Raw genomic sequence first — 17,276 nt, forward strand, 5'->3', positions numbered from 1 at the left:
TGGCGAAGTCACAGCGACTGTTGCGCGCGGAGGTTAACGCGCAAGCCCCCTTCACCAGCTCGCCGGCAGCCGCTTCAGCCCGCGCAGCACGAAGGTCGGCCGCCATTCCGGGGTCTCGATGTCGTCGATGCGCAGATCCGGCAGCCGCCGCAGCAGGGTCGCGATGGCGATCTCGGCCTCGATCCGCGCCAATTGGGCCCCCAGGCAGAAATGGATGCCGCCGCCGAACGACAGCGGCTTGACGTTCGCCCGGGTGACGTCCAGCCGGTCGGGCCTGTCGGGGTAGACCGCGCCATCGCGGTTGGCCGAGCCGAGCAGGCACAGCACGGTCTCGCCCTTGGGGATCTTCACGCCGCCGAGGTCGTCGATATCCTCCAGCGTAACGCGCCCGGTCATCTGCACCGAGGAATCATAGCGCAGGAACTCCTCGACCGCGTTCGTGATCAGCTCCGGTTTCGCCTTCAGCAGCGCAAGCTGATCCGGGTTGCGGTGGAGCGCGAGCAGCCCGTTGCCGATCAGGTTGACCGTGGTCTCGTGCCCTGCGCCGAACAGCAGGATGATGTTGGCGGTCAGCTCCTCGTTGGTGAGCTTGTTGCCGTCCTCCTCGGCCTGCACCAGCTGGGTGATGAGGTCGTCGCCGGGATTCTTGCGGCGCAGCTCGAACAGCTGCTGGAAATACATCTGCGCCATCAGGTTGGCGGCGTTGCCCTGTTTGATCTTCTCCGGCGAGAGCGGCACGGGATCGAGCAGCCGCCCGCCGTCCCGCGAGCTCTTGTAGAACACCTCGCGATGCTCCTCGGGGATGCCGAGCATGTCGCAGATGATGGTGACGGGCAGGCGGAAGGCGAAATCCTCGATCAGGTCCATGTGCCCGCGCGCGATCACGGCATCGATCGCCTGGTCGACGATCTCCTGGATCCGCGGCCGCATGTCCTCGACGCGGCGGGCGGTGAAGGCCTTCACGACCAGGCCACGCAGGCGCGTGTGGTCCGGCGGATCGGCTTGCAGCATCCATTGGCTCATGCTGCGAAACACCGGCTCCTTCATGATCTCCGGGCCGTAGCGGCGCGTGGTGCGTTCGACGAAATCCTTGCCGAAGCGCTTGTCACGCAGCACGAGGCTGACCTCGGCGTGACGGCTGGCGACGTACTGGCCGAACGGCGTCACATGGATCGGATCGACCGTGCGCAGCCGTTCATAGTGCGGATAGGGATCGCGGATGAAATCCGGCGAGAGCGGGTTGAACAGCGGTCCGCCAAATGGTTGCACTTGCTCGTTCATGGTGACCTCGGATCGGTTGCCGCATGACACGCATACGCAAGGCTGCCCCATCGCCCGGCGTAACCATCCCTCGAAGATTATCAACTCGATACATTGTTGTATCGAGTTGCATTCTGCCCTAAGCTGCGCCGATGTCAAGGGTGAGAACCAGGCCGACCAGGGACGACACGCGCGAGGCGCTGTTCGAGGCGGCCGCGCGCGTGTTCGAGGCGGACGGCATCGGCGGCGCCAGCATCGAGGCGATCGCGGCGGCGGCGGGCTTCACCCGCGGCGCGTTCTATTCGAACTTCAGGAGCAAGGACGAATTGATCTTCGCCATGCTCGAGGATCATGTCGCGCAGTCGATCCGGCGCAACATGGACATCCTGGCGCAGCACGACAATCTCGACGATTTCATCGCGGCGCTGAAGGCGATGGATCGCAGCCGCCAGGATCCGCTCGGCCGCTCGCCCCTGCTCCACATGGAGATGATCCTGTTCGTCGCGCGCGCCGAGAAGCGCCGCCCGGAGCTCGCCAAACGCCTGCGGGCGCGGCGCAGGCTGGTCGCCGACATCGTCGAGGCGACATCGAAGAGCAACGGGCGCAACGTCAATCTGAACCCGCCCTGGATCGCCTCCGTCGTGCTCGCGCTGGAAGACGGCTTTCGCCTGCACCGGCTGATCGACCCCGAGACGACGCCGGCCGACAGTTTCCTGCGCGCGATCACGGATCTCCGGCGCAGGACTGGATTGGCCCCGGCCTAGCGGGTGCCTTCCGCGACCGGCGCTCCTTACTTCTTCTTTGCGGGTCCGAAATCCGGTTGCCAGGCGACTTCCTTGCGGGACGGAGCCGCGGCGATGACCTTGGCCTTTTCCTTCTTCGGCTTCTTGGCTTCGCGGTTGCCGCGTTGCTGGCCCTTTGCCATGTCGCTCTCCGTTGCTGGTTTGAGTTCGTCGAATTCATTCGGCTGCAGGACACGGCCGCGCGGGGTGCAGACCCTGACGTCCATGTAGCCCTCGCGCAGCAGCTTTTCCGCGAGACGTAGCGCGACCGTCGCAGTTCCGCGGCCGAGATTGGAGCTGCCGTATTCGTTGGTGCCGCTGACCAGATACGGCACGCGTGTTGTCCTAGCCATTGATGACCGCAGCGGCGCACACGAGAATCAGAAGAAACAGCGGAACGATCACCGGCGGCACGATCCATTCCAAGATGCGGACACGCGACATCGAACGCTCCTGCGAAGCCTTCGGCGGGAGCACACGTGACCCTCAGTCACCGGTCGATGCCGTTGAGAAGCGCGGTGATGACAACGACCCTACGCCCGGGCCGAACCAATAGCGAGCGCTAAATGCGTCGCGGGCCAGCGCCGCACCGTGACAAACCGTTCGCCGCTAACGCAGACGATAGTGCTGGCTATTGCCGCGCCAAAGGCGCATGCTCGTCGCAGCCAGCACCGGTTGGGGCTTCACTTGCGAAAGGCAGGCGTGCATGACCATCCGCTCGCGGCGAGAGACCGTCATCTTCAGGCGTCCGTTCCAAATCCGCGGCATCGCGCGCACCTTGCCGGCGGGCACTTACGAGGTCGTCACGGATGAGGAGACGATCGACGGCTTGACATTCGCCGCCTATCGCCGGGTTGCCACGATGATCACTGTCCCTGCGGAAGGCCTGCGCGGTACCACGGAGGTACTGTCGATCGGTTCTGTCGATCTTGCTGATGCGCAAGCAGCGGACGCGAGCATAGCCAATGACTGACCGGCCGGTCGATCTCGACAAGCACCGTGGCATGGCCGCGCAGAAGGCCACCGACCTGCGCCGCGCGCTGGCCGAGGTCGAGGCCCATGTCAGGGAGTTGCGCGAGCGCGAGGCCGATCTCGAGCACCGCATGATGACGGTGCCCGCTGCGTCCTGGCAGGAAGCCGCGGTGAAGGCGCGCCATCTGCTCAACCTCTATGCTGCGAGTCTTCCGGCAGAGGACACGCGCCACCGCGCGCTCGTGTCGGCGCTGTTCGACGATTTCGCACGGCTGTCCGGGGACGGCTGAGCCGAGCGACGGCCGCCCGCATTCTACGCGCATGCCGGTGCGAGCCAGGAAACCGGCGCGCGGTCCCGGTCAATGACCGGATGGCGCGACCGCGCCAGGACACCGACGTGCAATGGAGTAGGCCATGACCCTGACGAGCGGCCGCTTTATCGGCCATGAATACGAGCGGATGATCGTACGGTTCTCGATGCATGACGGCGCCAGGGAGATTCCTTGCGCAATTTCGACCTCCGCGATGGACGATCTCGAGCAGGGCCCGCAAGTCAGGCCCGAGCAGCGGGAAGCCCAATTCGCGCGTCTACGGGATCGCATCGAAGCGTGTGCTGCGAGCAAGTATCGCGCCACAGAGTTCGAAGGTACCCCGCCGGGCATCGTTCTGCGCGGCATCGATTTCAGGCGATAGGATCTCAGCCCATCGAAGACAGCCCGCGAAGCCTGGTCGGGCTTTTCTGCAGCGTCACGCTGACGCGGCATGGTATGAGATCCGGAAAGTCGATCGTTGCTACTCGGGCCTTGCCTTGATCTCCGGCAATGGCGGCTTGCGCTCGAAAGGTTTCTTTTTCGGCGGCGCGGGCAGCAATCCTTCCCTGATCGCCTGCTTGCGAGCCAGCTTGCGGGCGCGGCGAACGGCCTCGGACTTCTCGCGGGTCTTCCTCTCCGACGGCTTTTCGTAGGACCGTCGCTGCTTCATTTCCCGGAAGACGCCCTCACGCTGCATCTTCTTCTTGAGAACGCGCAGTGCCTGCTCAACGTTGTTGTCTCTGACGAGTACGTGCAATTGATCCTCCTGGCTCGGGCTGCGAATGCGACACGTCCTGCAGGGCAGCCAATTGCGCAGGAGCTTCATTGCGATGTGTGATGATGGTGGGCCGCGACATTGGTCGCGGCTTCGGACGAGCCGATCTGCTTGTCACAGCGAGCAGCTTGGTGGCGCCACGTGACCATTGTCGTGCTGCGCTGTCAATCGATAACGCCTTGCTCGCTGATTGACCGACACTCGCAAAGCGCCACGATCGGAACAGAAGAACCGCCTTGCAGCAAACAAACTGGCTTCGCTCCTTGCAAATGCGCGAAAGTCGTATATATTGAAGTTGTTCGATTAGCCGCTGTGCCTTGTTGAATGCGCCCGCGGGCTCCTTTTCCAAAGACATCGACGAAGTTGAAGGTAACCGCGCGATTGTCGCGCGGGATGCGCTCGCGCGCTTTGGAGAAGACAATGACGACAGGTACGGTCAAGTGGTTTAACGGCCAAAAGGGCTTCGGTTTCATCCAGCCAAACGACGGTGGCAACGATGTGTTCGTTCACATCAGCGCCGTTGAACGGGCTGGGCTCGCTGGTCTGGGCGAGGGCCAGCAGGTCAATTTCGAGATCAAGACCGACAAGATGCGGGGCAAGTCCAGCGCCGAGAACCTCTCGCTGGCTTGATATCTTGGCGCCGTTTCACGGATGTACTGAAACGGTCGCTTTGCCCGCTCAATCCCTGGATTGAGCGGGTTTAGTCTTTGCGGGTGAATGATGAGCAGCAAGAAGCCGGCAGAGCCGTCACCCGAAAGCATTGCGCGTTCCGATCGCAAGCGCCTGGCCGCTGAAGAGGGCGCGCGGGCATTGGCGGACGTGGAAAGGCAAGCCATCGAGGTTCGCAAGAACATGGCGCGGCTCCGAGAGGCGCGCCAGGCAAGGGAAGCGGCCGATGAAGCTCTTCGGTCGACTTTGCCGGTGCCTAAGCTCAAGAAGCGGACAAGGAAGCTGGCGCGATAGCCGTCCAACATCGCCGGCGAAATCTGAAGTGCCGATCCCATGCCGGAGAGTGCAGATCGTGCCTCGCATAAAGCCAGATCACGGAACCATCACTTTCTTTCTCGCGTCCGGCGCAAATCGGCAGATGTGCCGGCTTGCAACGACATTCAACACGCAGAAGCAGGCCTTCAGCTATCTACAGAAGCATCGCACGGAATTCGAGCGTATGGCGCGGGCGCGCCTGGCTTCAGGAGAGCTCGAAGACGGGATTGTCGTCCTGTCGATGCTCTGAAGCGCGATTATCTCCGAGATGAGCGTCATCCTGGTTGACCGGTCCAGCTCTCGTCATAGAAGGACGCTCTGAAGGCGCTCCCGCCTGCGTGCCTATGCGACACTAACTCGTCTTCTCGGAGGGGCTTTGTCGCTCGGCCTCCCTCGCCAGACGTTCGGCCTTTAGCCGCTCGCGATTTGCGTGGAAGGCTTGGTCTGCTTTCTCGTAATCAGTCGCTGGTTTCGTCGCGGTCTGCTTGAACAGGTTGTTCGCCTCGGTTACCGCACGCGCTTGGGAATTCCGTCTCATGGCTTGTCCTCCGTCGTGAATTCGACGTCCGCCGGCGTGGCGGCTTGGTTGCTGCTCGGCCTATTCTCGGGTCGGCTTGCGGCGCTTGGACCGAACAATTCGCACCCCGCGGAACTCGTTGGGCCCATCGAGCAGATGCTGCTTGCGGGTTGCCCTATCCTCCGCCGTCGTTGCCGCATCGCCCATGCGGTCGATCTTGTCAGCGGCCATTTTGCGAGCGCGCACCTTCTGATTATCCTGATCGGCGTGCAACGCAAGCCTCAAGTCCACCAGACGGCTTATTGCCCCGGACCATGGCGCGGTACCTCTCCGGTGGATGCCGTACACCAAACCGTCTGTCGCAGATGCGTTCCTATGGGCCGGGAATATCGCCCAAGGCGGCTACGCCGTCCGCTTCGCCGCCTCGTGTCCGACTGCCGCAACATCGAGCCGCCCCAGCATCGCCCTCGCCTGCTCGGCGCAATGCTCGATCAGCCAGCGCTCGAAGGCGGCCGGCGGCAGCGGGGGAGCGTAGAGGAAGCCCTGGACGATGTCGCAGCCGAGCTCGGCCAGCGTGCTACGCTGCCCCTCGGTCTCGACCCCCTCGGCGACCACGCTCATGCCGAGGCCCTGACCGACGCGGACCACGGCGGTGGCGATCGCGAGCGCGCCCGCGTCCTGCTCGATGTCACGCATGAAGCTGCGGTCGATCTTGAGCTCGCGGATCGGCAGATGCGCGAGCCGGCTGAGGCTGGAATAGCCGGTGCCGAAATCGTCCACCGAGAGGCCGACGCCGAGCTCGCGGATCGCGTTCATCGTCTCCAGCGCCGCGGCGCCGTCCTGCATGAACGCGCCTTCGGTAATCTCCAGCATCAGCGCGTCCGGCCGCAGATCGTGCTCGGCCAGATGTCCTTGAGCCGCGCGGCCAGCGTGACGTTGCGGAAATTGATCGGCGACAGGTTGACCGAGACGCAGGGGATGTTGAGCCCGGCGCGGCGCCAGCTCGCCATCTGGCGGCAGGCCTCGCGCACGGACCACAGGCCGATCTGCTCGATCAGCCCGCATTCCTCGGCGAGCGGGATGAACTTTGCCGGAGAGACGTCGCCGAGCTCAGCATCGCGCCAGCGCGCGAGCGCCTCGACGCCGTGGATCGCGCCGTCGCAGCTGCGGATCTGCGGTTGGTAGTTGAGGCTCAGCGCACCTTCCGCGACGGCGCGGCGCAGCGCCGCGATCAGCGCCAGCCGCTGCTCCGCGAGCACGTTCATCTCGGCACTGAAGAGGCGATGCGTCGAGCGTCCGGCCTGCTTGGCCATGTACATGGCGGCATCGGCCTGCTGCATCAATGTGTCGATGTCGGTGGCGTGATCGGGATAGAGGCTGATTCCGATGCTGGCGGACATCGGCATCAGCTTCGATCCGAGCCGCAACGGTGCGGACAGGGCCTCGGTGATCCCGGCCGCGATGCGCTCGGCGGCCTCGGCATTGCGTTGCGGCAGCAGGATGACGAACTCGTCGCCGCCGAGCCGTCCCAGCATGTCGTCGGGACCGATCTGCTCGCGCAGGCGCTGCGCGAGCAGGATCAAGAGATCGTCGCCGGCGGCGTGGCCGAGCGTGTCGTTGACGTCCTTGAAATGATCGACGTCGAGGAAGGCGAGCGCGACATGGCCTCCGGTCGGACAGGCATTAATCGCGGTCGTGATCAGGTGGCGCAGCTGCGCGCGGTTCGGCAGGCCGGTGAGCATGTCGTGATAGGCGAGCCGCGCGATTTCGGCGCGCGCCTCCTTGCGCTCGATCGCGAATGCGCCGAGGTTGACGCAGGCATCGACGATCTCGTGGTGCCATCTGCTCGGCGCCCGCGGTTCGCGATAATAGAAACCGAAGGTGCCGATGACCCGGCCGTCCTTGGCCTTGATCGGCGTCGACCAGCAGGCGCGCAAGCCCACTTCGAGCGGCCGCGCCTTGTAGGGCTGCCAGCGCGGATCGGCATCGATGTCGGCGACCAGAACCGGAATGCCGTAAAAGGCTCCGGTTCCGCACGTGCCGACCTCGGGACCGATCGCGATGCCGTCGAGCGAACGGGAATAGTCCTCGGGCAAGCTCGGGCCGCCCAACGGATGGAGCAGGCCGGCGGCGTCGACGTGCAGCAGCGAGCAGACGACGCCGGGCGCGATCTGCTCGACGCGGCGGCACAGCCGATCGGCAATCTCGGTGATCGGCGCCTCGTCGGCGAGCGCCGCCATGATCAGTTGCTGCAGCGAGCGCAGCTGCCGGGATTCGGTGATGTCCTCGAGCAGCGCGAAGATGTGCTTGACCCGGCCTTTCTTGTCGCGGAAGGCGTCGATCCGGGCAGAGACCCAGATCTCCTCACCATCCCTGTCGTAGACGAGCACCTCGGCCTCGTCGCGCTGGCCGCCCTGCATCAGCCGCTTGACGAGCTTCGCAACCGCCTTGCGATCGGTGTGGCGGCCGGCGATGAGCTCGCCGGCGCGGCGGCCTTCGGCCTCCTCGCTGGTATAGCCGAACAGCGCCGTGAACGCGGAATTGACGTAGACGATGTTCTGCTCGACGTCGGTGATGATCACCACGCGGTTGGTCTGGTCGGAGACTGCGTGGAGAAGTGCGATCCTGGCGCGGCGTTCGGCATCGAGGGTGACGTCGCGCGCGAACACGATGTGATGGGTCGCGCCGTCGACCGTCGCCGACGACATCGCGATCTGCGCCTTGATACGGCTGCCGTCGCGCCGCGCGAGGCTGATCTCCTCGCGGAAATCCGCGGTCGCACCGGCCTCAAGACATTTGAGGGTGAGGACGGCGGCATCGCGGCCGAGCACCTCGGCGGCAGCGAGCTTCCAGATCCGCTCCGCGGCGGGGTTGAAATGGGTGATGCGATGCGCCTCATCGACGATGACGATGCCGTCGTCGGCGCGTTCGAGCGCGGCGCGCAGCACGTCAGGAGTTTCTGTCGCAAGGTGATCGGAGGCGGGCATCGTCTGGACCAGCGGCATCGGGAAATGCGGCAATCGGCGAGAGGTTAACGCTCCGATGGTGTCCAAGACGTTTTTGCAATCCGGTCGCGCTGCGCCAAGAGGCGGCATGATTAACGCTTCGCGAAAACGCCGAAGGTATCTTGAAGCGTACTGGACCTATTCGGATCCCATTTTGAGCTTGGGCAGCCGGCCGGCCACGGCCCTCACCTTGCCCGGCGCCGCCCGCCAGATCGCGAGCGCCGACACGCCGCTCACCACCATGGCGAGGGCAAAAGCCAGCGTATAGTCCCCGACGCGATCATAGAGAACGCCGGTCAGCCATGGTCCGGCCGCACCGCCCGCCAGTGCCGCGAGCATGATCGTGCCGAAGATGCTGCCCTGGTGCCTGCCTTGGAATATCTCGAACACCACCGCGCCCATGATCGAGGTGAGGCCGTAGCCGAACGCGCCTTGCGTGAACACCATGAGATAGACCAGCCCGAGCGAAGCCTGGTACTTCAGCGCGATCAACGCGGCGTAGCAGACGACGAAACCCGCACAGCTGATCGCCCACACCCACTCCCTGCCGATGCGGTCGGAGACATGCCCCAGCATGATCTGGCCGGGGATACCGAGCAGGCTGACCATGCCGAGTGCCCACACCGCAACGCCGGGGCTGAAGCCGACATCGAGCAGGAATTTGGTCTGGTGCACCTGCACCGCGTACCAGACGTACAGGCCGCAAAAATAGCCGAGGGCGATCCACCAGAACCGCGCGGTCGCGACGGCTCGCCGCAGCGTCCAGTCGGTGTTGACCCAGGCGTGATCGACCACGTTGGAGACCGGCCCTGCCGCGCCTGCGGCCGGAGCGGCATCGCCGTCCGGCTGGAGGCCGATGTCCTCGGGACGCTTGTGCAGCAGCAAGTTGATCGGCGCCAGCGCGATCAGGACGAGCAGGCCCATCGCGGTGCAGGCGGTGCGCCAGCCGGTCTGCTCGATCATGTGCTGCACCCAGGGCAGCAGCGTCACCGAGCCGATACCGACGCCGGCAAAAGCGATGCCGATGGCGAAGCCGCGCTTGCGGATGAACCAGTTCGGCAGGAACAGTGACTGGCCGGAATAGCCGAGACAGACGCTGCCGGCGCCGACCATGACGCCGATGGTGACATAGAGGTGCCAGGGCGCGCTCGTCAGCGGCGCCAGCAGCAGGCCGCCGCCCATCAGCACGACCCCGAGCTCCATCACCGCGCGCGGACCGGCGCGGTCCATCAGGCGACCGATTAGCGGGCTGACCACGCCCGACACCACGAAGCCGAAAGAGAAGGCGCCCGCCGTGACGCCGCGCTCCCAGCCGAATTCGGAGATGATGGGCGGAAAGAACAGCGAAAAGGCGGTGCGCGCGTTGACGCCGATCGCCATGGTGACGAAGGTCACGGCGACCACGACCCAGCCGTAGAAGAACGGAAGCCGCATATTGTGTGCTTGTTTCATCCCTAGACGGTTCTTCGGACCATCCGGGCCTGTCCGGGTCAAGCGCTTTTCGCGCATGCCCGCTGGGCAGCAACGCCGTTGGAAATGAGAGCGGCCTCGCGGCCATCCTTCGAGACGCCCGCTTTAGGCGGGCTCCTCAGGATGAGGACCGAATGCGCGGCAGCCGTTTCAACGGGCACGGATGCCGCTCAGCCTCATCCTGAGGAGACCGCGAAGCGGTCGTCTCGAAGGACGAGGCGTGCGCTCAGGCGGCGTCGAGCCGTGAGGATTTGGCCGGCGCGTCGAACAGGATCCGCTCGATCGGATGCGGCCGGCCGAACAGATAGCCTTGCGCAAAATTGACGCCGAGCGCCTTCAGCCGGTCGAACTCCTCGCGCGTCTCGACGCCTTCGGCGGTGACCGACATGTCCAGTCCGCGCGCCAGCGTCACGATCGAGGAGATGATGGCGGAAGAGCGCGGCTGCTGGGTCAGGTTGCGAATGAACGACTTGTCGACCTTGATCTTGTCGAACGGGAACGCGGTCAGGTAGCTGAGCGAGGAATAGCCGGTGCCGAAATCGTCGAGCGCGAGCTCGACCCCGAGCTGCTTCAGCCGCTCCATGAAGGCGTGGTTCTCGCTGCCGCGCTCCAGCAGCACGGATTCCGTGATCTCGATCTCGAGCCGCTGCGGCGGCAGGCCGGAATCGGCGAGCGCCGCACAGATCATGTCGAACAGCTCGGCTTCCTTGAACTGGATCGGCGACAGATTGACGGCGATCATGAGATCGGCGGGCCAGCCGGCTGCGTCCGCGCAGGCGCGCCGCAGCACGAATTCGCCGAGCGGCACGATCAGCCCGGTCTCCTCCGCAAGCGCAATGAACTGGTCCGGAGGGATCAGGCCGCGCGTCGGATGCCGCCAGCGCACCAGCGCCTCGAAGCCGCGTCGTTCGCCACTGAGGGCATCGACGAACGGCTGGTAGTGCACCTCCAGCTGGCAGCGCGCGATGGCGTCGCGCAGATCTCCTTCCAGCGTGTTGCGGGCCTCCAGCTCGGCCGACATCGCCTCATCGTAAATCGTGAAGCAGTTGCGGCCGGCCGATTTCGAACGGTAGAGCGCGAGATCCGCTTTCTTCAGGAGCTGCTCCTGATCGCTGCCATGATCCGGCGCGATCGCGATGCCGATGCTGGTGCCGATCTCGACGCGGTGTCCGGGCAGCAGGAACGGCTCGCTCACGAGCTTGGCGATCCGCGCCGCCAGCTCGGTCGAGCAGGCGCGCTGGTCTTCGCCGGCTTGCTGGATGATGGCGAATTCGTCGCCGCCAAGCCGCGCCAGCACGTCGTCGGCGCGCAGTGCCGATTTCAGCCGCTGCGCCACCTGGCGCAGCAGCGCATCGCCGGCCGCGTGGCCGAGGGAATCGTTGACGTTCTTGAAGCGGTCGAGGTCGAGCATCAGGATCGCGAAGGGCTGGCCCCTCGCGCTCAACTTGCCGTTCATCTCGTCGAGACGGGTGAGGAAGAAGGCGCGGTTCGGCAGTCCGGTGAGGATGTCGGTCTGGGCAAGCTCGAGCACCCGCCGGTTCGCCAGCGACAGCCGCCGCGAATTGCGGCTGGCGAGCATCAGATAGGTCGACAGCGACAGCGTCAGCAGCATGCCGACGACGAGGACCGCAACCGCGCGGTCGTAAGTCGTCGCCAGCGGACCGCCGGCGGTCGGAACCGCCCGCACCTGCCAATCGATGTCGCCGATCTTGAGACTGCCCGACCAGTGCAAGGTCCGCGCGATGTCCCGCATCGACCGCAGCGCCGAGGCGGCCGACGCATAATCCGGCAGCATCTGCTCCAGGCTGACGATCTGCGCCGTGAACGGCGGGAAGACCGTCATGCTGACGGCGGGGCTGGCTCCGGTGGTCACGCGGATGGACTGGATCAGCAGCGGCAGGTCGAAGACGCCGACCACGACGCCGGCGATATTGCGGCGCCGGTCCGCGATCTCCTCGCGCGAGGTTCCCTTGGCGTAGACGGGAACGACGACGAGGACATAGGACGGCCGGTCGCTGTCCTTCGGCCCGAACAGGCGCGTGCGCATGGCTGCGACGCGATCGTTGTCGCGCGCGCGCTCCAGCACCGCCCGTCGCTCCGGAACGGTCGTGTAGTCCATGCCGTAGACCGACGAGGTCTTCGGCTGCGTCGAGTAGAACACCGGAAAATATTCGTCGCTCTGGGGCGCGGTGACGAAGCTCTCGCCCTGCAGCGCCTTGATGTGATAGCTCGACAAACCATCCCGGACCGCCGCGGCCTCGTATTCCGCGCGCTCCTTGCGGTTGACGCGCGGCAACCAGGAAATGCGCAGCATTCCGGGGTGACGCTCGAACAAGCGGGCGCTGAAGGTCTCGAATTCGCTGCGGGTGACTTCTTCGTTGGTCGATTCGAACAGCGTGCGCAGCGCGAGAAGCCTCGATATGTACTCGTTCATGCCGTTCTGCAGGACGATCGCCTGGGTCTCGGCCGCGTTCTCGAACTCGATCTTGTTGACGCGATCTTCCCACCGCGCGACGGCGGCAGCGCCTACGATCGAGAACAGCAGGCCGACGCCGACCGCGACGAGCGCAGGACGATAGAGCCCGAGCAGCGGCGCGGCACGCCACCATCCGCCTCTACGTCTCCGATCCTGATCGTTCTGATCGCGACCGCCCATCTTGAAGCCGCCGTCCCCTATCCGCGACGAACCGAACCTCTGGTTGAGGTGCCGGTGCCGCTATCGGAACAAGACGGCGGTTAAGAAGTGCACAATTTCGCAAACTGGTCGTACCGCAATGCGGAAATTAGTTAACGAAGTGCGCGAACGATCCCGGCTTTCTCGACATAAGTTGCCGGTTTTCCCCGGTGTACTACGGCCTATCTGAGTCGTGCCGCTTAGCGAGCTATTCAGGCTCGCAAGGCTATGTTGCGCAAGGTTTCCTTCCCATGATCCGGCAAAGCCTCCCGATGCATCGATTTCGATCAGCGAGATCCGTCGTCCTGACCGTCGCGCTTCTGGCCGCCACCATGCCGGTTGCGAGAGGCGACGAGGCCGGCATCAGCGAGGATGCGATCCTGCTCGGCCAGGCCGCGGCGCTGGAAGGCCCCTCCTCCGCGCTGGGACAGCGCATGCGGCAAGGCATCGTCGCCGCGTTCACCGAGGTCAACGCCAAGGGCGGCGTTCATGGCCGCAAGCTCCAGCTCATCAGCCGCGACGACGGCTACGATCCCGACCGTTCGGTGGCGCAGACGCTGCGTCTGATCGACGACGACAAGGTGTTCGCGCTGATCGGTGCGGTGGGCACGCCGACCGCGATGGCGACGATACCGATCACCAGCTCCAGGAACGTGCCCTTCATCGGCCCGTTCACCGGCGCCGAGTTCCTGCGCGATCTCGAGCTTCCGAACGTCGTCAACATCCGCGCCAGCTACGGCGCGGAGGCGGAAGCCTGGATCAAGCATCTCACCGAGGATCGCAAGTTCACCCGCATCGGCATCTTCTATCAGGACGATTCCTTCGGCCGCGACGGGCTTGTCGGCGTGAAGCGGGCGCTCGCCAAGCGCGGGCTCGAGCTCGCCGCCGAGGGCACTTACGAGCGCAACACCCGCGCGGTCGGCCAGGCCTGGCGCATGATCAAGCGCGCCGACCCCGAAGCCATCGTCATGGTCGGGACCTATGGTCCGTGCGCGGAGTTCATCAAGCTCGCCCGCCGCAGCGGCGCTCGTCCAACCTTCGTCAACATCTCCTTCGTCGGCGCCGTTGCGCTCGCCGCGGAGCTCGGCCCGGAGGGCGACGGCGTCATCGTCTCGCAGGTGGTGCCGTTTCCCTGGGACCGCTCGCTCAAGCTCGTCGCCGACTACCAGGCGGCGCAGAAGGCGTTCGACCCTACGCTGACACCGGATTTCGTCTCGCTGGAAGGCTATCTGTCCGGCCGCCTTGCGGCCGCGGCGCTGGAAAAGGCCGGCCCTAATCCGACCCGCGCCAGCCTGCTGCGCGCCATCAACGATACCGGCCGTTTCGACATCAGCGGCAGCATCGTCACCGTCGGCACACGCATGCTCGACACGCCGCCGAAGGTGTTCCTGACGGTGATCCAGAAGGATGGGACGTTCAAGGCGGTGGACCGGCTTTGAGACCCTTCACGGCCGCCGCGTCCAGCGGTCGGCGTTGACGGCACCTTGCGGGATTTCTCCCCTTGCGATGGCCTCGACCTGTCGCACCGTCTCCAGCGACTGGTATTCGATGGCCTGCGGCGTCAGCCCGCCGACATGCGGCGTCGCGATGACATTCGGCAGCCTGGCGAGCTCGGGCGTCGGCATCTGGTCCGGTGCGCGGCCGACATCCATGGCGGCGCCGGCGATGCGGCCCTCACGCAGCGCGTGCGCCAGTGCGGTCTCGTCGACGAGATTGCCGCGCGAGAGATTGATGAAGACGGCATGCTTCTGCATGCGCGCCAGCGCCGCCTCCCCGATCAGATTCTCGGTCTGCGCGTTGGCGACGGCTAGGCAGACGACATAGTCCGATGCGACGAGGAGCTCGTCGAGACCGACCTGCCGGATCGCGGCATCGCTGACGGTTACGAAGGGATCGGAGACCAATACCTCCATGCGCAGCACTCTTGTGATCTCGGCGAGGTAGCGCCCGATGCTGCCGTAGCCGATGATGCCGATCCGGCTGCCGGCGAGCTGGCGGCCCATCCGTGCTTCCGGCTTGCGGCCTGCCTGGTAATCTGCGGTGGTCCGCGACACGCCGCGGGAGAGATCGACCATGAAGCCCAGCGCGAGCTCGGCCACGGCCTGCACGAAGCCGGGCCCGGCGCGGGTCACGAGCACGCCGGCTTGCGAGGCCGCATCCACGTCGACGTTGCGGATGTCGACGGCGCAACGGACGAAGGCCCGCAGATGCGGCAATTGCGCAAAGATCTCGCCGCGCCCTTCAGTCATGCGGTCGGCGACGATGATGTCGGCGTCTTTGGCTGCGCGCACCAGGCTGGCTGCGTCCAGCGGCTCATCCTTCTCGTGCAGGATTACCTCGGCGACCGCACGAAGGCCGTTCAGGCTGCGATCGCCGTAATAGTTGCGCCGCATCTCCGGGGTGTGCGCGAGCAGAACCTTCACGACAAGCCTCCTTCAATAGCCGAATGCCCGCGGCAGCGCGGTCGAAACGTCTAGCACAGGGACGGCTCCGGCAGATACCCTGCCCCATTTTGCCGCGGCCCCTGAGTGATCCAGCGCACAGACGCCCTCATGGCGCGGACTTAGAAATAGTGACATCATCGTGCGCATTGCCGTTGGAGGTGACATCATGCGCCGTCCAGTCTTTTCGAATTTGCTTGTTGCGTCCGGGCTTCTCGCACTCACCCAGTTGGTGACGCCGACGGACGCGGCCGCCGAAGCGCGGCTTGCGCTGGTAATCGGCCAATCGGCCTATCGCACGGTGCCGGAGCTGCCCAACGCCGCCAACGACGCCAAGGGCATGACGGAGCTGCTCGGCAGTGCCGGCTTCACCGTCACCACGGCGGCCAATCTGGCCCAAACCGAGATGCGCGCGGCGATCTCGGACTTCGCCGGCAAGGTCAGTGCCAGCGGCCCCGACACCGTCGCGCTGGTGTTCTATGCCGGCCACGGCCTTCAGGTCGACGGCGAGAACTATCTGGTGCCTGTCGATCTCGATCCCAAGCGCGAGGCCGACATCCCGCTGCAGGGCGTGCGGCTGAACGACATGCTCAACACGCTCGGCGCGCTGCCGACGCGGGCGCGCATCTTCATGCTCGATGCCTGCCGCAACAACCCGTTCCCAGCGCTCAGCGGCGCCGGCCACGGCCTTGCGATCGTCGATACCAAGGCCGGCGCGCCCGGCTCGTTCATCTCCTATTCGACCTCGCCCGGCGCCGAGGCCGAGGACGGCAACGGCCTCGACAGCCCCTATACGACGGCCGTGCTGACGGTCGCCAAGCAGCCGAACCTGCCGATCGAGGAGATGTTCAAGCGCATCCGCGTCGCGGTGGCACAGTCGACCGACGGCCGGCAGATCCCCTGGGAAAGCTCCTCGCTGACCACCGATTTCAGGTTCTTTGGCGAGAGCGGCGGCAGCACGCCCGCTCTTCCCGGCGCATCCGCCATGGCGCTCGCCGGCGGCACGCGCAGCGTCGCAGACTGGCGCAAGACATTGCAGGGCAAGCCGGCCATGGTCGCCTATGAGCTCGTGATCACCGAGGACACCGTGGAGGCGTATCAGGCCTATATCGAGCTGTACGCCCAGGACACCCGCACGCCGCGCCTTCGCACCGTGCTGGAGCGGCGTCGCCAGATGCTGGCGTGGGAGCGTGCCACCGCCATCAACACCCGCGCCTCGTTCGAGGCATACCTGGCGAACTGGGACAACAGCGATCTCGCGGCAACCGCGCGCCGGCTGCTGCTGCGCGTGCAGAACCGCAACTACGCCGTGCCCGTCGCCGCCGCGGCGACGCCCGTCGCGGTCGCGATGGCGCCGACCTGCCCGTGTTCGACGCCCGCGACCCCGGCAACGCCGGTCCCGCCCGTGATCAAGAAGCGCGTCGAGGAGACCCCGCCGAAGCGCAAGGTGGTCGAGACGCCGCCCAAGCGACGGCCGCCGTCCGAGCAAGTGGTCTACGAGCGCGCACCGCCGCCGGATCGCGGCCCGCCGCCGGAGGCCGTGATGCAGGGCATCGGCATCGGCGTGGGGATCGGCCTCGGCATGGGAATGGGCGGCCGCGGCGGCGACCATAACAGCGGTGGCTACCGCAGATACTGAGCCGGTCCGGCACCAGCAACATTCGGCTCGCGCCAATCGCGCGAGCCGAGCTTATTGCGACAGGGCCGGATGGTCCCGGAGCACGGCTTCTCGAATCCAGCCTGCCTGGATCGCACGCGACAAGATCTGCGCCGTCTTGATGTCCTCAGCCTTCATGCAGAGATCCACGATGCGGCGCACGGCGTCGTCGCGCATCAGATCGTCGGAGATCTTCATCGCGATCTCCATGGCAGCGCGGGCTGCGCGCTCATAGCGCTCGCGCGTGCTGGTCGGCGCCGAAGCGCCGGCGGCTTCGGCGATCGCCCGCGCAGCCTGGCAGATGTTGCGAATCCGGTCGGCTGCTTCGATGTCGCCGAGCGGCCCCCCGATCGGCTCGTCCCAGACGTCTGCCGGCTCTCGCCTCGCGAACCACTTCATTGCCCCACCAATGGTCTTCAATTGCTCGC

General features: G+C 65.6%; 17 protein-coding genes and 1 pseudogene. 9 read left to right on the forward strand and 9 right to left on the reverse strand.

Annotated features, from left to right (window positions below; translation table 11 throughout):
• Nucleotides 1-51 precede the first annotated feature (51 nt).
• The gene (locus ACM43_RS14260; protein WP_271540716.1) at nt 52-1,281 is read right to left on the reverse strand and encodes a cytochrome P450; all 1,230 of its coding nucleotides are present in this window, start codon (nt 1,279-1,281) and stop codon (nt 52-54) included.
• Between the two features lie 131 nt (nt 1,282-1,412).
• Between ACM43_RS14260 and ACM43_RS14265 the strand changes: the two genes are divergently transcribed.
• Nucleotides 1,413-2,024: a TetR/AcrR family transcriptional regulator gene (locus ACM43_RS14265; RefSeq protein ID WP_271540717.1), complete on the forward strand. Its 612-nt coding sequence runs from the start codon at nt 1,413-1,415 to the stop codon at nt 2,022-2,024.
• 26 nt (nt 2,025-2,050) lie between these two features.
• Here the strand turns inward: ACM43_RS14265 and ACM43_RS14270 are convergent, their stop codons facing one another.
• The gene (locus ACM43_RS14270) at nt 2,051-2,377 is read right to left on the reverse strand and encodes a hypothetical protein (RefSeq protein WP_271540718.1); all 327 of its coding nucleotides are present in this window, start codon (nt 2,375-2,377) and stop codon (nt 2,051-2,053) included.
• 371 nt (nt 2,378-2,748) lie between these two features.
• On the opposite strand from ACM43_RS14270, the gene ACM43_RS14275 reads away from it, so the two are divergent.
• The 3 genes from ACM43_RS14275 (at nt 2,749) to ACM43_RS14285 (ending at nt 3,707) form a co-directional block, all read left to right on the forward strand.
• The gene (locus tag ACM43_RS14275; RefSeq protein ID WP_271540719.1) at nt 2,749-3,015 is read left to right on the forward strand and encodes a hypothetical protein; all 267 of its coding nucleotides are present in this window, start codon (nt 2,749-2,751) and stop codon (nt 3,013-3,015) included.
• Nucleotides 3,008-3,304, forward strand: coding sequence for a hypothetical protein (locus ACM43_RS14280; protein ID WP_157284730.1), 297 nt, complete (start codon nt 3,008-3,010; stop codon nt 3,302-3,304). Before ACM43_RS14275 ends, ACM43_RS14280 begins: the two co-directional genes overlap by 8 nt.
• 124 nt (nt 3,305-3,428) lie before the next feature.
• Nucleotides 3,429-3,707, forward strand: coding sequence for a DUF1488 domain-containing protein (locus ACM43_RS14285; RefSeq protein WP_036037411.1), 279 nt, complete (start codon nt 3,429-3,431; stop codon nt 3,705-3,707).
• Nucleotides 3,708-3,806: 99 nt separating this feature from the next.
• Here ACM43_RS14285 and rpsU read toward each other — a convergent pair whose 3' ends face one another.
• Complete coding sequence (rpsU, locus tag ACM43_RS14290; RefSeq protein WP_128263103.1) at nt 3,807-4,082, reverse strand: 30S ribosomal protein S21; 276 nt, start codon at nt 4,080-4,082, stop codon at nt 3,807-3,809.
• A 438-nt stretch (nt 4,083-4,520) separates the two neighbouring features.
• Here rpsU and ACM43_RS14295 point away from each other — a divergent pair, with 438 nt between their 5' ends.
• The 3 genes from ACM43_RS14295 (at nt 4,521) to ACM43_RS14305 (ending at nt 5,334) form a co-directional block, all read left to right on the forward strand.
• Nucleotides 4,521-4,730, forward strand: coding sequence for a cold-shock protein (locus ACM43_RS14295; protein ID WP_197961561.1), 210 nt, complete (start codon nt 4,521-4,523; stop codon nt 4,728-4,730).
• A gap of 90 nt (nt 4,731-4,820) precedes the next feature.
• The gene (locus ACM43_RS14300; RefSeq protein ID WP_157284815.1) at nt 4,821-5,063 is read left to right on the forward strand and encodes a transcriptional regulator; all 243 of its coding nucleotides are present in this window, start codon (nt 4,821-4,823) and stop codon (nt 5,061-5,063) included.
• Between the two features lie 49 nt (nt 5,064-5,112).
• On the forward strand, nt 5,113-5,334 hold the full coding sequence (locus ACM43_RS14305) for a hypothetical protein (protein WP_027572524.1): 222 nt from the start codon (nt 5,113-5,115) through the stop codon (nt 5,332-5,334).
• 348 nt (nt 5,335-5,682) lie between these two features.
• On the opposite strand, the gene ACM43_RS14315 is transcribed toward ACM43_RS14305, so the two are convergent.
• The 4 genes and pseudogenes from ACM43_RS14315 to ACM43_RS14330 form a co-directional block, all read right to left on the reverse strand.
• On the reverse strand, nt 5,683-5,874 hold the full coding sequence (locus ACM43_RS14315) for a hypothetical protein (RefSeq protein WP_271540721.1): 192 nt from the start codon (nt 5,872-5,874) through the stop codon (nt 5,683-5,685).
• A gap of 129 nt (nt 5,875-6,003) precedes the next feature.
• Nucleotides 6,004-8,588, reverse strand: a pseudogene (locus ACM43_RS14320) (EAL domain-containing protein).
• Nucleotides 8,589-8,744: 156 nt separating this feature from the next.
• Nucleotides 8,745-10,040, reverse strand: a complete 1,296-nt coding sequence (locus ACM43_RS14325) for an MFS transporter (protein ID WP_271540743.1) — start codon at nt 10,038-10,040, stop codon at nt 8,745-8,747.
• Between the two features lie 262 nt (nt 10,041-10,302).
• Complete coding sequence (locus ACM43_RS14330) at nt 10,303-12,732, reverse strand: bifunctional diguanylate cyclase/phosphodiesterase (RefSeq protein ID WP_271540722.1); 2,430 nt, start codon at nt 12,730-12,732, stop codon at nt 10,303-10,305.
• Between the two features lie 290 nt (nt 12,733-13,022).
• Here ACM43_RS14330 and ACM43_RS14335 point away from each other — a divergent pair, with 290 nt between their 5' ends.
• Nucleotides 13,023-14,189 (forward strand): ABC transporter substrate-binding protein, encoded by a 1,167-nt coding sequence (locus tag ACM43_RS14335; RefSeq protein ID WP_271540723.1) that lies wholly within the window; start codon nt 13,023-13,025, stop codon nt 14,187-14,189.
• Between the two features lie 6 nt (nt 14,190-14,195).
• Here the strand turns inward: ACM43_RS14335 and ACM43_RS14340 are convergent, their stop codons facing one another.
• On the reverse strand, nt 14,196-15,173 hold the full coding sequence (locus tag ACM43_RS14340; RefSeq protein WP_271540724.1) for a hydroxyacid dehydrogenase: 978 nt from the start codon (nt 15,171-15,173) through the stop codon (nt 14,196-14,198).
• 187 nt (nt 15,174-15,360) lie between these two features.
• On the opposite strand from ACM43_RS14340, the gene ACM43_RS14345 reads away from it, so the two are divergent.
• Nucleotides 15,361-16,830: a caspase family protein gene (locus ACM43_RS14345; RefSeq protein WP_271540725.1), complete on the forward strand. Its 1,470-nt coding sequence runs from the start codon at nt 15,361-15,363 to the stop codon at nt 16,828-16,830.
• Nucleotides 16,831-16,881: 51 nt separating this feature from the next.
• Here the strand turns inward: ACM43_RS14345 and ACM43_RS14350 are convergent, their stop codons facing one another.
• Nucleotides 16,882-17,247 (reverse strand): hypothetical protein, encoded by a 366-nt coding sequence (locus ACM43_RS14350; RefSeq protein ID WP_036037392.1) that lies wholly within the window; start codon nt 17,245-17,247, stop codon nt 16,882-16,884.
• Nucleotides 17,248-17,276 lie beyond the last annotated feature (29 nt).

It is taken from the genome of Bradyrhizobium sp. CCBAU 45321, assembly GCF_028128975.1.
GTDB classification, from domain to species: Bacteria; Pseudomonadota; Alphaproteobacteria; order Rhizobiales; family Xanthobacteraceae; genus Bradyrhizobium; species Bradyrhizobium yuanmingense.